12 protein-coding genes are annotated in these 12,407 nt (G+C 74.4%); 5 read left to right on the top strand and 7 right to left on the bottom strand.

The features are described from left to right. Positions 1-41: 41 nt before the first annotated feature. The gene (locus tag ACFVVL_RS32485) at positions 42-914 is read right to left on the bottom strand and encodes an isocitrate lyase/phosphoenolpyruvate mutase family protein (protein WP_387681605.1); all 873 of its coding nucleotides are present in this window, start codon (positions 912-914) and stop codon (positions 42-44) included. Further along, complete coding sequence (locus ACFVVL_RS32480; RefSeq protein WP_380291146.1) at positions 911-1,348, bottom strand: hypothetical protein; 438 nt, start codon at positions 1,346-1,348, stop codon at positions 911-913. The genes ACFVVL_RS32485 and ACFVVL_RS32480 overlap by 4 nt, the downstream gene beginning before the upstream one ends. A gap of 959 nt (positions 1,349-2,307) precedes the next feature. Here ACFVVL_RS32480 and ACFVVL_RS32475 point away from each other — a divergent pair. Continuing rightward, entirely contained in the window at positions 2,308-3,015 is a 708-nt protein-coding gene (locus ACFVVL_RS32475; protein ID WP_380291092.1) for an ArsR/SmtB family transcription factor, read from the top strand. Positions 3,016-3,087: 72 nt separating this feature from the next. On the opposite strand, the gene ACFVVL_RS32470 is transcribed toward ACFVVL_RS32475, so the two are convergent. The 3 genes from ACFVVL_RS32470 to ACFVVL_RS32460 all read right to left on the bottom strand — a co-directional run bounded on the left by ACFVVL_RS32470 (position 3,088) and on the right by ACFVVL_RS32460 (position 7,060). Further along, complete coding sequence (locus ACFVVL_RS32470; RefSeq protein ID WP_380291090.1) at positions 3,088-3,597, bottom strand: DinB family protein; 510 nt, start codon at positions 3,595-3,597, stop codon at positions 3,088-3,090. Beyond that, entirely contained in the window at positions 3,594-4,397 is an 804-nt protein-coding gene (locus ACFVVL_RS32465) for a VOC family protein (RefSeq protein WP_387681601.1), read from the bottom strand. The genes ACFVVL_RS32470 and ACFVVL_RS32465 overlap by 4 nt, the downstream gene beginning before the upstream one ends. A gap of 143 nt (positions 4,398-4,540) precedes the next feature. Beyond that, the gene (locus ACFVVL_RS32460) at positions 4,541-7,060 is read right to left on the bottom strand and encodes a germacradienol/geosmin synthase (protein WP_387681598.1); all 2,520 of its coding nucleotides are present in this window, start codon (positions 7,058-7,060) and stop codon (positions 4,541-4,543) included. A gap of 266 nt (positions 7,061-7,326) precedes the next feature. Between ACFVVL_RS32460 and cyaB the strand changes: the two genes are divergently transcribed. From cyaB to ACFVVL_RS32445, 3 genes are all read left to right on the top strand, one after another. Then, complete coding sequence (gene cyaB, locus ACFVVL_RS32455; protein ID WP_380291084.1) at positions 7,327-7,881, top strand: class IV adenylate cyclase; 555 nt, start codon at positions 7,327-7,329, stop codon at positions 7,879-7,881. A 146-nt stretch (positions 7,882-8,027) separates the two neighbouring features. Further along, a complete protein-coding gene (locus ACFVVL_RS32450; protein ID WP_387681595.1) occupies positions 8,028-8,648 on the top strand; it encodes an HhH-GPD-type base excision DNA repair protein in 621 nt (206 codons plus the stop codon). Between the two features lie 65 nt (positions 8,649-8,713). Then, positions 8,714-8,986, top strand: coding sequence for a DUF2087 domain-containing protein (locus ACFVVL_RS32445; protein WP_380291080.1), 273 nt, complete (start codon positions 8,714-8,716; stop codon positions 8,984-8,986). Between the two features lie 133 nt (positions 8,987-9,119). Here the strand turns inward: ACFVVL_RS32445 and ACFVVL_RS32440 are convergent, their stop codons facing one another. Beyond that, on the bottom strand, positions 9,120-10,541 hold the full coding sequence (locus ACFVVL_RS32440; protein ID WP_387681632.1) for an MFS transporter: 1,422 nt from the start codon (positions 10,539-10,541) through the stop codon (positions 9,120-9,122). Positions 10,542-10,700: 159 nt separating this feature from the next. On the opposite strand from ACFVVL_RS32440, the gene ACFVVL_RS32435 reads away from it, so the two are divergent. Then, the gene (locus ACFVVL_RS32435; RefSeq protein ID WP_380291078.1) at positions 10,701-11,681 is read left to right on the top strand and encodes a helix-turn-helix transcriptional regulator; all 981 of its coding nucleotides are present in this window, start codon (positions 10,701-10,703) and stop codon (positions 11,679-11,681) included. A 97-nt stretch (positions 11,682-11,778) separates the two neighbouring features. Here ACFVVL_RS32435 and ACFVVL_RS32430 read toward each other — a convergent pair whose 3' ends face one another. Then, positions 11,779-12,297 (bottom strand): YbhB/YbcL family Raf kinase inhibitor-like protein, encoded by a 519-nt coding sequence (locus ACFVVL_RS32430; protein ID WP_380291076.1) that lies wholly within the window; start codon positions 12,295-12,297, stop codon positions 11,779-11,781. Positions 12,298-12,407: the final 110 nt, after the last annotated feature.

Genomic DNA, 12,407 nt, shown 5'->3' with positions numbered 1-12,407 from the left:
GGGCCCCGCTCCCGGGCGCCTGCCGCCCGGGGCCTGCCCGCCTACCGCCCGTCGGCGTACAGGGCCTGGACGGTGGCGTAGGCGGGGGTGTCCACCGGTCCGGCGGGGCCCGGCGCGCCGGCGCGGACGGCGAGCGCGGTGGAGACGGCCGCGGCGAGGGCGGTGCGGTAGAGGTAGGAGCCGAGGCTGACCCGGGCGACGCCCAGGGCCGCGAGTTCGGGGAGGGTGGGACCGGTCGGGGTGTAGAGGATGTTCAGCGGGAGGGCGAGGGAGCCGCAGAGCCGCTCGATCGCCCCCCGGTCGGTGAGGCCGGGGACGAACAGGCCGTCGGCGCCCGCCAGTTGGTAGGCCGCGAGGCGGCGGTCGGTCTCCTGCACGGGGTCGGGCAGGGAGAGCCAGTGGGTGTCGGTGCGGGCGTTGACGAACAGGGCCGGAGCGGCGGCCTTGATCGCGGCGATCTTGGCGGCGTGCACGGCGGCCGGGGTGAGCGTGCCGTCCGGACGGCCGTCCTCCAGGTTGATGCCGACGACTCCGGCCTCCGCCAACTCGACGGCGAACGCGGCGACTTCGCCCGGGTCGTCGCTGAAGCCGTTCTCCACGTCGACCGAGAGCAGGTACCGCCCGGAGCGGCCGAGGCGGCCGGCCAGCCGGAGCGTCTCGTCGCGGGTCGCCGCCGCGCCGTCGGGCAGTCCGGCCGCCGCCGCGACACCGAGGCTGGTGGTGCCGATGGCGTCGAAGCCCTGCTCGGCGAGGACGGCGGCGGAGGCGTGGTCCCAGGCGTTGGGCAGCAGCAGCGGCTCGCCCGGCCGGCGGTGCAGGGCGGCGAACGGGGTGTCGAGCGGACGGTACTCGTGCGGCCGGTGCTCGCGCGGGGAGTGCTCGTACGAGGAGTGCTCGTGCGGGGCGGTGCTCATCGGGCGGTGGTCCTCTCGTGCGGACGGAGATCGCCGACGGCGTTCGCGTAGTACGCGGACTCGGCGGCGTGGAAGGCGAGTTGACGGAACGACCAGCCCGTTCCCGGCGAGTGGTCGAGTTGCTCGGGGGTGAGCGCGCCGAGCCGGACGGCCCAGATCCGGGCCAGCCGGGTGAGCCGGCTGCGGGCCTCGTCCAGGTCGGCCGCGGTGAACGGCGCGAGGTCGGCGGGGGTGGTGGTCGCGGAGGCGTGCCAGTGGTCGGGCCGGGTCGGCTCGCCGGCCAGCCGGGCCTCCAACTCCGCCAGGTGGTCGAGGAGATGGTCGGTGACCCGGCGAATCGCCTTGTGCGGGGTGTAGGTGCGGCCGTCGGCGGTGGCCGGGCGGCCGTCCCAGCCGGTCCACGTCGCGGCGAGCGCGAGGACGTGCTCGACCATGGCGGGCACCAGCCCGACGGGGTCCCGGTCGTCGGTGGCCGGAGCGGCCCCGGCCCCCTCCCCCGCCGGCCCGGCGGAGGCACCGTGCAGGATGCCCGCCGCGATGGCGAGCGCGTGCGTCCGGCCCGGGCAGAGCCTCGGCGGGGCGCCGAAGGTCAGCGGCGGCAGGTCGGGACGGTCCGCCTGGGCGGCCGCGACGTCGAGCAGCACCTGCGCCCCGGCCGGGACGGGCACCCCGCCCACCTCGGTCGGCCGGACGGCGAGGCGGCGCATCGTGCGCACCGGCGGGTCGTGGCGCAGCGCGGCGGCGACCGGATCCCCGGCCCCCGCGCCGGCCGCCCGCGCGTGCTCCACCAGGGTGGCGGTGGCGTCGCAGGCCTGGACGAGCAGCCCGATCCGGTGGGCGGCCCGCGCCGCGTCCCCGGCTTCCGTGCCCGTGCGCGCCCCCTGCCCCGTCCGCGCCGCCCCCATGCGCGGCAGCAGCCAGGCCACCGCCGCATCGGCCTCCGGGTCCTCGGGCCGCTCCACGAAGTACGACCGCGCCACCACCCCGACCGCCCGGGCCACCGCCTCCGGCTCCGCCAGCCCGAGCGCCTGCGCGAGCACCCGGACCGTCCGCAGCCGCACGTCCGCCTCGAACCCGGCCGCCGCCGCCGACCGCAGCGCGTCCGGGTCCAGCCCGGCGAGGTCCGCCTCGACGTACGCCCGCCGGACGGCGTGCCGCTCGCCCGCGCTGAACCGGGCCACCGCGGCCCGCAGCCAGGCCAGGCCGCCGACCGGCCCGGACTCGGCGGGCGGCGGCACCAGCGCCGGATCGGCGAGCGCGGCGGTGACGTCCTCGTACCGGGCGAAGGAGACGTCGACGGTGGGGGTGGAAGCGGTGGGATCGGCCATGCGCCCCACGCTAGGACCGGAACGTTTCGGCCCCCGCCGAACCGTGTCCGCGGCACCATGGAGGCATGACCCTCGCCCACCTCGCCGGTCTGCTCGCCGACCCGACCCGCGCCGCGTTCTGCATGGCCCTGCTCGACGGCCGCGCCTGGACCGCCGGTGAGCTGGCCCGACACGCCCGCGTGGCGCCGTCCACGGCGAGCGAGCACCTGTCCCGGCTGATCGCCGGCGGCCTGCTGGCCGAGGAGCGCCAGGGCCGTCACCGGTACGTCCGGCTGGCCGGCCCTGAGGTCGCCACCCTGATCGAGGACCTCGCGTCCTTCCCGGTCCCCGCCGGGCCGGCGGACCGGCCGCCGTCGCCCGCCGCCCCCGGTTCGCTGCGCGAGGCCACCCGCACCAGCGCCGAGGCCCGGGCCCGCACCTGCTACGACCACCTGGCCGGGCGCCTCGGCGTGGCCGTCCGCGACGCCGTGCTCGCCCGCGGCCTGGTGGCGGACGAGGACGGTCCGGCGCTCACCGGGCGCGGCCGGTCCTGGCTGGCCGAGCTGGGGGTGGAGCTGCCGCCCCGGGCCGGACGCTCCGGCGGCCGCCCGGTGGTCCGCACCTGCCTGGACTGGACGGAGCGGCGCAGCCACCTGGGCGGCGCGTTCGGGGCGGCGCTCTGCCGGACGGCGCTGGACCGCGCCTGGGTCGAACGGATCGGCTCCGGCCGCGCCCTGCGGGTGACCCCGGACGGCGAGAGCGCGCTGCGCGAGCTGCTCGGCGTCGCGCTCTGAGCCACCGAGCCGCCGAGCCGCCGAGCCGCCGAACCACCGAGCCGCCGAGCCCCCTGGGACTCCCCCGCCCGCTCAGCCCATCGTCTTCGCGCCGTCCAGCGCCTCCCGGATGATGTCGGCGTGGCCCGCGTGCTGCGCCGTCTCCGCGATGACGTGCAGCAGCACCCGCCGCACCGACCAGGCGGCCCCCGGCTCGAACCACGGCGCCACCGGCAGCGCGTGCGCCAGGTCGAGGTCCGGCAGGCCCGCCACCAACGCGTCCGTCTCGGCGGCCACCCGCTCGTAGGCGGCGAGCAGCCCGGCCAGGGTCTCGTCCCCGGTCATCCGGAACTGCCCGGCCCAGTCGACCGGCTCGGCCTCCATCGCCGCCGCGCCGTCGACGGCGAACCGCATCCAGCGCGCCTCCGTCCCGCTGACGTGCTTGATCAGCCCGCCGAGGCACAGCTCGCTGACCGTGGTGCGCCGGGCGGCCTGCTCGTCGGTGAGGTCGCGGACGGTGTACCGCAGGAAGCCCCGGTGCCTGTCCAGCGCCCGCAGCAGGTCCGCCCGCTCGCCGTGGAGGGCGGTGCCGCCGGAGGTCACTCCGGCACCGTCACCGGCATGTCCCCCGACGTCCTCCCGAGGTCGATCACGCCGAACGCGGCCCCCTGCGGGTCGCCGACGGCCGCGAACCGGCCGAACGGGCTGTCCATCGGGCCGAAGTGCAGCTTCCCGCCGCGCTCGGTGATCCTGGCGACGGTCGCGTCGCAGTCGTCCACCGCGAAGTACACGCTGAGGTAGTTCGGCGCCTGGGGCGGCAGGTCGTCGGGGCCCGCCTGCATCCGGCCCAGCACCGGCTGCTCCCGGACGTCGTAGATCTTGTAGTCGACCTGCTCGGACTCCATCCGCTTCACCGTGTACGGGAAGACGGCGGGGAAGAAGCCGTCCGCGGCGGCCCCGTCGCGGGTGATCACCTCGGCCCAGGTGTACGCGCCCGGCGCGCCCTGCTTCTCGAAGCCCTCGTGGGTCCCGGCCTGCCAGACGCCGAAGACGACGCCCGCCGGGTCCTTGGCGATCACCATCGAGCCGAACTCGCCGACCGTCATCGGGCCCATCAGCACCTCGCCGCCGTGGCCGCGGATCCTCTCGGCGGTGGTGGCGGCGTCGGGCGAGGCGAGGTAGAGGCACCAGGCGGAGGTCACCTCGCCGCCCTGGTCCGGCATCGGCGGGACGATCGCGGCGACCGCCTTGCCGTCGGAGTAGGCCTGCGTGTAGTTGCCGTACTCGCTGGAGGACTCGCCGAAGGTCCAGCCGAGCACGTCGGCGTAGAACGCCTTGGCGCCCTCCGGATCGGCGAACATCGCGTCGGCCCAGCAGGGCGTTCCCTCGGGTAGCGCAGCCATGACGAAGCCCTCTCGTGTGACGTTTGTCCCGATTCGTCACCCTAGTCAGTCCCCCACCCGTCCGCGCGCGCAAAGGCGGCGGCCCGTCGGGGCCGGAACCCCCGGCGGACCGCCGCACATCCGTCGCCCCCGCTACCCGACGGCTACCCGACCGCCGCCCGGCCGAGCGCGCCCGCCGGCGTGGCCGCCGAGGTCCCCAGCCCGGTCGGCCGCAGAAGCAGGGCACCGACCGCCCCGCCGCCCGGCTCGACCGCCTCCTGCGCGAGGGTCCCCGGCGCCTCGGCCGCCTCCCGCCCGAAGTGCCGCAGCAGGTCCTCCTCCCGGTACCGCCGGCAGCCCCGGTGCCAGGCCAGGATCCCGGCGAGCCAGTTCTCCAGCTCCTTGACGTACCCGGCGAGCACCGCCCGGGCCGGCCCGTCCAGCGCGAAGTCCTCGAACAGCACCGGGAACTCCTCGGCCACCACGTGCCGGAACTGGTCGAGCCGCGCGTGCATGAGGTCGTCGACGATCCGCACCGCCGCCGGGTAGTCGCAGGTGAAGAAGTTCTGCACCACCAGCGCGGCGTTGTGCACCTCGCCCTCGAACTCGATCTCCTTCTGGTAGGAGAACAGGTCGTTCATCAGGCAGGCGTAGTCGGCGACCGCGTTCTCCAGCGAGCGCATCGGCCCGCTGGCGTAGACCTCCGGCGGCACCACGTTCCCGTGGGCCAGCCGGGACAGGCTCATGGTGAGGTCGGAACCGAAGGTGGAGCGGCGCATCTCCAGGTAGTCGACCGGGTCCGGGATCCGGTTCTGCACCTGGTTGTTGAGCTCCCAGATCCAGCTCAGCGTCATCTTCTCGACGGCCTCGCGGAGCTTCCCGCGCGCGTCGGCGGCCATCGGCCCGGCGGTCCGCTCCCAGAGGTCCGCCAGCCCGCGCTCCAGCGCGGTGAGCGGCTCCGCGGCCGGCTCGCCGTCGACCGGCATGAGCAGGAGGAACCGGGCGTGCGCCGCCTTGGCGCCGGCCAGGTCGCCGCTCCGGCCGAACGCCACCGGGAAGTAGTCGTCCGCGTACGTTCCCCAGGCCAACCAGTCGGTGGTGAGGTCGAGTTGGTCGACGGAGGCGTCCGGGTGGATCCCGGCCGCGCAGAGCGCGAGGTCGTAGTCGGCCATGCTCTCGGCGGTCCACAGACCCGCGGTGGGGTCCCCCGGCCGGATCCCCAGCAGGCCGATCCGGTCCGCCCAGGCGAGCGTGTGCAGCCGCGAGGACTCCAGGTAGGGGCTCGGGTCGACGGTGAACGGCAGCCGGAACTCCGGCAGCCGCGACGGGCCGACGGCCTGGAACGGCACGTGCGCGTGCGAGCGCGCCCGCCGCACCCCGGGGTCGACGTCCCCGCGCGAACCGCCGACCGGGCCCGTCCCGGGCGACTCCAGCGACGCGCCCGTACCCGCCGTGCCACCCTTCAGCGCCTCCAGGAGCCCGGCCAGCGGCGACTCCCCGACCGTCGGCGCCCAGGCCTTCGTCACCGGTCCCGACCGGCTCAACGAGCCCAGCTCACCGGCGAGATCGTCCAGCGCCCCGCCCGGCTTCAGCACGTCCAGCGCCGAGGTCCCCACCCCGCCGATCGCGAACGGGTCCCACCAGGTGGCGGCCCCCGCCGAACCGGCCGGACCCGCCGGGTCCGCCGCCGCCCCGCCGTCGTTCATGTAGCGGCTGGAGCGCAGGTGCCACTCGTGGCCGCCGGCCTGCCAGTCCTGGAGGCCCTTGACGTAGGCCAGCACCCGGGCGCAGCCCTCCGGGTCCAGCGCGGTGTCCGCGAACAGCTGCGGCAGTTCGGTGAGGACGGTGTTCTCGAACTGCTGGAGGCGCGAGGTCAGCAGGTCGTTGACGGCGTCCGCCGCCTCCTGGGTCGTGCACTCCAGGAACGTCTCCAGCACCAGGACGCCGTTGCTGAGTTCACCCTCGTCCTCGACCTCGCGCTGGTACGAGAAGAGGTCGTTGCGCAGGTGGACGCCGTCCGAGAAGGCGTCCATCAGCACCCGCAGCGGCCGCGCCCCCGACACCTCCGCCGGCACCTCCGCCCCCGCCGCGTACTCGATCAGCCCGGCCGACCACGGCGCCCCGCCCACCTTGCGGCGCATCTCGATGTACTCCACGGGGTTGGCGATCCGCCCCGCGTTGATGTTGGCCAGCTCCCAGAGCGACTCGTTGAGCAGGTTCCGGGTGCTCTCCGCGAACCGGACCCGCCAGTCCTCCCCCATCGACGGCACGGTGCGCCGCCACAGATCGGCGAGCCCGGCCTCGACCGGGTTGACCGGCTCGGGCACCTCCGCCCCCGGATCGGCCGGCATGAACAGCGGCAACCGGTCCAGGTACGCCTTCCCGCCCTCCCGGTCATTGCTCCGCTTGAAGACCTCCAGGAAGTGGTCGTCGAAGAAGAACACCCAGACGTACCAGTCGGTGACCAGCGACAACGCCTCCGCGGACGCGTCCGGATGGGTGTACGCGCAGAGCAGCCCGTAGTCGTGGGCGTCCAGGTCCGCCCTGGTCCAGACCCCCGACCCCTCCAGCATGCCCATCTCCCGGGCCCACCCGGCGGAATGCTCCCGCGCCTCGTCGAGATGCGGATTGAGCCGCGCCGGGTGCGGCACGTAGAAGGACGGCAGTTCGAACGGCTGGGACACCGGGCGAGCCTTTCTGGACGCGTCGACGAGGCCGACTCAGCTTTACCCGACTTCAACGATCTCAGCCGGAGAACCGGAACAGTCATATGAGATCGCCCGGTTCCCTCGAACACCTGCCCAACTCCCCCCTCCCGATTAGCTCACCCGTGCGACTGATCGGCCCCACCCCACCCATCCTCGCCCTGCCCCCGCCGACGTGTTGGTAGGGTCCGCGAACGGCACCGACGCTTTCCGACGTTCGACGACCGACAAGGGGATCAGCCGCCGTGAAGTACATCGAGGTCGAGCAGAAGTTCCGACTCCTCAGCCCCGTGCAGGAGTTGAAGGACGTCCTCACCAACCTCGGTGCCGTGCCCGGGAGTCCGGCGCGGCAGGTGGACACGTACTACAACGCGCCGCACCGGGACTTCCTCGACAACGACGTCGTGTCGGAGTGGCTGCGGGTGCGGGTGGAGGAGGGGGTGGCGTCGGTCAACTTCAAGCGGTTCCATCCGGTCGCGTCGCCGGTCAAGACGCACTGCGACGAGTACGAGAGCAGCGTCGGCGATGCCGAGGCCGTGCGGCGGCTGCTGGGTTCGCTCGACTTCGCGGAGCTGACCGTCGTCGACAAGACGCGTGAGGAGTGGCACGTCGACGGGATCGCCGTCGCCTTCGACAGCGTGGCGGGCCTGGGCGAGTTCGTCGAGTTCGAGTTCAAGGGCGACGCCGACGGCGTCGAGCAGGCCACCGCCCGGCTGGAGGCGTTCATCGCGGCGCTCGGGGTCGAGCTCGGCGGCCGGATCCACCTCGGCTACCCGCACATGACGCTCGGTCTGGAGTAGGCGGCGCCCGGCCCTCGCACCCTCCGACGACGAACCACCCCCTGGTTTCAAGGAATCACCAGGTCATGGCGTGTTGACGCGACCCCCTCCTCGCCCGTCCAGCAGACTGGGCGCGACCCGAGTCCACGCTCCGAGGAGGTCGTCCCATGAACGTCACCGTGCGGCTCGCCCAGCAGCCCGAGGCCGACGAGCTGCTCGGGCGGAGCCCGCTCGCCGCGCTCGTGGGGATGCTGCTGGACCAGCAGGTGCCGATGGAGTGGGCGTTCACCGGGCCGCTCACGATCGCCCGGCGGCTGGGGCACGAGGACCTCGACGCGCACGAGATCGCCACGTACAACCCCGAGGAGTTCGTCGCGCTGTTGTGCGAGAAACCGGCCGTGCACCGGTATCCGGCGGCGATGGCGAAGCGGGTGCAGCAGCTCTGCCAGTTCCTGGTGGCGCAGTACGACGGCGACGCGGGCGCGCTCTGGAAGGAGGTCGCGACCGGGCGCGAGCTGCTCAGCCGGCTCAACGCCCTTCCGGGGTTCGGGAAGCAGAAGTCGCAGATCTTCCTCGCGCTGCTCGGCAAGCAGTACGGCGTGCGGCCGGAGGGCTGGCGGGAGGCGGCGGGGGTGTACGGCGAGGAGGGGTCGTTCCGCTCGGTCGCGGACATCACCGGGCCCGAGTCGCTGGAGCAGGTGCGCGTCACCAAGCAGGAGGTGAAGCGCGTCGCCAAGGAGGAGAAGGCGGCGAAGGAGGCGCAGGCGAAGGCCAAGGCCCGGGTCTGAAGGGCACCGCCGGGCCCCGGGAAAACCCGTTGCCCGGACGTCCCCGTACGAGCGACGCTCGGCCCATGACCGATGCCGCCGCCCCCGCCGTGTCCGCGCTCTTCGCCCCCGACGGACGACTGATCGCCGTGCCGCGCCGCACCGCCCGACGCGAGCAGCTGCTCGACCACCTCGCCCGGACGCTCTTCGAGCCGGACCGCGCCTACTCCGAGCGCGAGGTCAACGACGCCCTGCGGACGGTCCACGACGACTTCCCGGCCCTTCGCCGCCACCTCGTCGAGGGCCACCGCCTCACCCGCGCCAAGGACGGCAGCAGCTACCGGCGCACCGCGGCCTGACGGACGGACGCACCGCGGCCGCCGCCGGGGGAGCCCGCCGGCGTGCGGGTCACGGCCCTCCCCGGGTGCACGCGAAGGCCCCGGTCGCGCATGCCGCGCGACCGGGGCCCGACGCCGCCGGGTGCCGGGACGCCTACACCAGGACCGGCTCCCGCTCGGTCTTCCCGGCGGCGGCGGGAGCGGCCCCGCCGGCCTTCCGCCGCCCGGGCAGCGCGAACATCAGCAGGAACACCACCACCAGCACCCCGAGCACCCACCACATCGCGTGCTGGAACGCGACGGTGAACGGCTCGCCGGCCACCGTCCCGTCCGGCACCGCGCCGAAGAAGGCCACCGACACCAGGCCCAGGCCGAGCGCCAGGCCCACCTGGTTCACCGTGTTGATCAGCCCGGACGCCGAACCGGCGTGCTCCCGCGGCACCTCCGCCAGCACCGCGTCCGTGATCGGCGCGACGATCAGGCCCATCCCGGCGCCCATCACCACCAGGGGCAGCGCCATCTGCCAGGGCGCGATGCCGGTGCCGTACCGGTGCGCCTCGCCGATGTAGACGAGCACGCCGAGCGCCATCACCAGTGCGCCCGCCTGGAGCACCTTGCGCCCGAACCGGGGGACGAGCTGCTGCACGGAGACGCCGGCCGCCGTCGAGCAGGCGAGCGAGAACGGGATGCCGGTCGCGCCGGCCTTCAGCGGGCTCCAGCCGAGGCCCAGCTGCATGTAGAGGGTCCAGACCAGGAAGAAGATGCCGGTGACCACGCCGAAGGTCAGCTGGACGCCGATGCCCGCCGCGAAGGACTTCACCCGGAACAGCGAGAGCTCCACCAGCGGCGAGCCGTCCCGCCGCGTCTTCACCCGCTCGTAGGCGACGAACAGCGCGAACACCGGCAGGCTGCCGACCATCACCAGGTGGCCCCAGAGCGGCCAGCCGGCCTCCCGGCCGTGGGTCAGCGGGTAGATCAGCATCAGCAGCGCGGCACTGGCCAGCACCACGCCGGGCAGGTCGAGCTTCAGGGCGCGCTCGGCCTTCGACTCGTTGATGAAGACCCGGCCGAGCAGCAGGCCGGCGATGCCGACCGGCAGGTTGATCAGGAAGATCGGGCGCCAGCCGAGGCCGAACACGTCCCACTCCGTGAGCAGTGCGCCGATCAGCGGACCGCTGACCGCGCCGAGCCCGACCACCGCGCCGAACAGGCCGAACACCTTGCCGCGCTCCTCCGCCGGGAAGGTCGCGTGCACGATCGACAGCACCTGCGGCACCATCAGCGCCGCCGTCCCGCCCTGGAGGATCCGCATCGCGACCAGCATCTCGGAGCCGCTCGCGAAGCCGCACAGCGCCGAAGCGAGCGTGAAGCCCGCTATTCCGATCAGGAACAGCCGCTTCCGGCCGTAGATGTCACCCAACCGGCCACCGGTGATCAGACCGATCGCGAAGGCCAGCGCATAGCCGCCGGTCACCCACTGCACGGCGGAGAACGACGCACCCGTGGACTCCTGGATGCTCGGGATCGCGATGTTCACGATCGTGACGTCCACCAGGTCCATGAAGGAGGCCGTCATCACGATCGCCAGCGCGATCCACCTCCGCCGGTCCGAAACCCTGCCCAGCACGCCCTCGCCCACCACACGCTCCTCGTCGCCGTTCCTCGTCAGCACGTCGACGAAGTTAGAGGGTGACTAGGTCAGGTCCTGACCGCGACTTCCGGCACCCTGGATCCCATGACCGACACCCCGGCACGACTCCTCAGCCTGCTCTCCCTCCTCCAGACCCCGCGCGAGTGGCCCGGCAGCGAGCTCGCCGAGCGGCTCCGGGTCAGCCCGCGCACCATCCGCCGCGACATCGACCGGCTGCGCGACCTCGGCTACCCGGTCGAGGCCACCATGGGGCCGGTCGGCGGCTACCGGCTGGTCGCGGGCACCGCGATGCCGCCGCTGCTGCTCGACGACGAGGAGGCCGTGGCCATCGCGGTCGGCCTGCGGGCGGCGGCCGGGCACGCCGTCGTCGGCATCGAGGAGGCCTCGGTGCGCGCCCTCGGCAAACTGCTCCAGGTGCTGCCCGCCCGGCTCCGCCACCGGGTCGCCACCCTGGACCGGGCCACCCTCCCGCTGCTCACCGGGGACGGCCCGACCGTCGACCCGGAGGACCTCACCGTGCTGGCCAACGCGGTCACCAACCGCGAGCGGCTGCGCTTCGCCTACCGGGCCGGCGACGGCGCCCAGACCCGGCGCCAGGTCGAACCGGAGCGCCTGGTCTCGGCCGGCCGCCGCTGGTACCTGGTCGGCTTCGACCTCGACCGGGACGACTGGCGGCTGTTCCGGGTGGACCGGATCGGCGAGCCCTTCGCCACCGGTGCCCGCTTCACCCCGCGCCCGCTCCCCGCCGAGGACGCCGCCGCGTACGTGGCGGGCAAGCTCCGGCGGCAGTCCCCCACCCCGACCCTGGACGCCACCCTCCACCTGCCCGCCGACGAGGTCCGCCACCGGCTGGGCGGCCACGGCGACGCCGACGAGGTCGAGCCGCTCGACGAGCACACCTGCCGCTTCCGCTCGCACACCGACGCCCCCGACTGGCTGGCCGTGCGGCTGCTGATGCTCGGCTGCGACTTCGAGGTCCACTCACCGCCGGAGATGCGCACCCGCCTCCGTGACCTCGCCGCCCGCGCCACCCGCGCCGCGGACCCGGCCGGGCGCGCCGGCTGACAGCGGCCCGGGCCAGCCGGGCCGCCGCGCCCGCCGGGGCCCGACGGCCGCCGGACCCGGACGGTCCCGGCGGCGGCCGGAGCGGCCCGCACGCGCGTCAGACGCCGTACTCGGCGGTGATCACGGCACGCGCCAGGGTGTGGAAGGTGATGTTGAAGCCGACCTGGGCCGGCGGGGTGTCGGCGGTGACGTCCAGGGCGTCCACGTCGAGGGCGTGGACGGCGAAGGCGTAACGGTGGGCCGGGCCGGGCGGCGGGGCGGCGCCGTCGTACTTGTTGCTCGGGAAGTCGTTGCGGCCGTGGAAGGAGCGCTCGCCCGGCAGGTCGGCGTCGGAGGCGCCGGCGCCGCGCGGCAGGCCGGTGGTGTCGGCGGGCAGGTTGAGGGCGAGCCAGTGCCACCACCCGGAGCCGGTCGGGGCGTCCGGGTCGTAGCAGGTGACGACGATCGAGCGGGTGCCCTCGGGCAGCCCCGACCAGGCCAGCTGCGGCGAGACGTTGTCCCCGCCGTAGCGGAACTCCTCGGCCAGCGTCCCGCCGTCGGTGATGTCCTCGCTGGTCAGCGGGAAGGACGGCACCTGCGGCAGGAACTCGTACGGCAGCGGCGGACGCACACTCATCGAGGGTCACCTCTCGGCACGGGGGGAACGGGGCTGCCCGGGCCCGGGTGCGGGCCGTCGGACAGGATGCACAGGATTCACCTTAGTGGGGTGACCAACCGGCTTGCCCG

Origin of the sequence: Kitasatospora sp. NPDC058115 (assembly GCF_042884635.1) — a bacterium.
Classification (GTDB): Bacteria; Actinomycetota; Actinomycetes; order Streptomycetales; family Streptomycetaceae; genus Kitasatospora.
The sequence above is the reverse complement of the archived record's forward strand: the minus strand, read 5'-3'. Positions and strand labels throughout refer to the sequence as shown.

Coding starts and splice junctions, on each gene's coding strand:
- ACFVVL_RS32485 (WP_387681605.1), bottom strand. CDS start 914: ATGAGCACCGCCCCGCACGAGCACTCCTCGTACGAGCACTCCCCGCGC.
- ACFVVL_RS32480 (WP_380291146.1), bottom strand. CDS start 1,348: ATGGTCGAGCACGTCCTCGCGCTCGCCGCGACGTGGACCGGCTGGGAC.
- ACFVVL_RS32475 (WP_380291092.1), top strand. CDS start 2,308: ATGACCCTCGCCCACCTCGCCGGTCTGCTCGCCGACCCGACCCGCGCC.
- ACFVVL_RS32465 (WP_387681601.1), bottom strand. CDS start 4,397: ATGGCTGCGCTACCCGAGGGAACGCCCTGCTGGGCCGACGCGATGTTC.
- ACFVVL_RS32450 (WP_387681595.1), top strand. CDS start 8,028: ATGAACGTCACCGTGCGGCTCGCCCAGCAGCCCGAGGCCGACGAGCTG.
- ACFVVL_RS32445 (WP_380291080.1), top strand. CDS start 8,714: ATGACCGATGCCGCCGCCCCCGCCGTGTCCGCGCTCTTCGCCCCCGAC.
- ACFVVL_RS32440 (WP_387681632.1), bottom strand. CDS start 10,541: ATGACGGCCTCCTTCATGGACCTGGTGGACGTCACGATCGTGAACATC.
- ACFVVL_RS32435 (WP_380291078.1), top strand. CDS start 10,701: ATGACCGACACCCCGGCACGACTCCTCAGCCTGCTCTCCCTCCTCCAG.
- ACFVVL_RS32430 (WP_380291076.1), bottom strand. CDS start 12,297: ATGAGTGTGCGTCCGCCGCTGCCGTACGAGTTCCTGCCGCAGGTGCCG.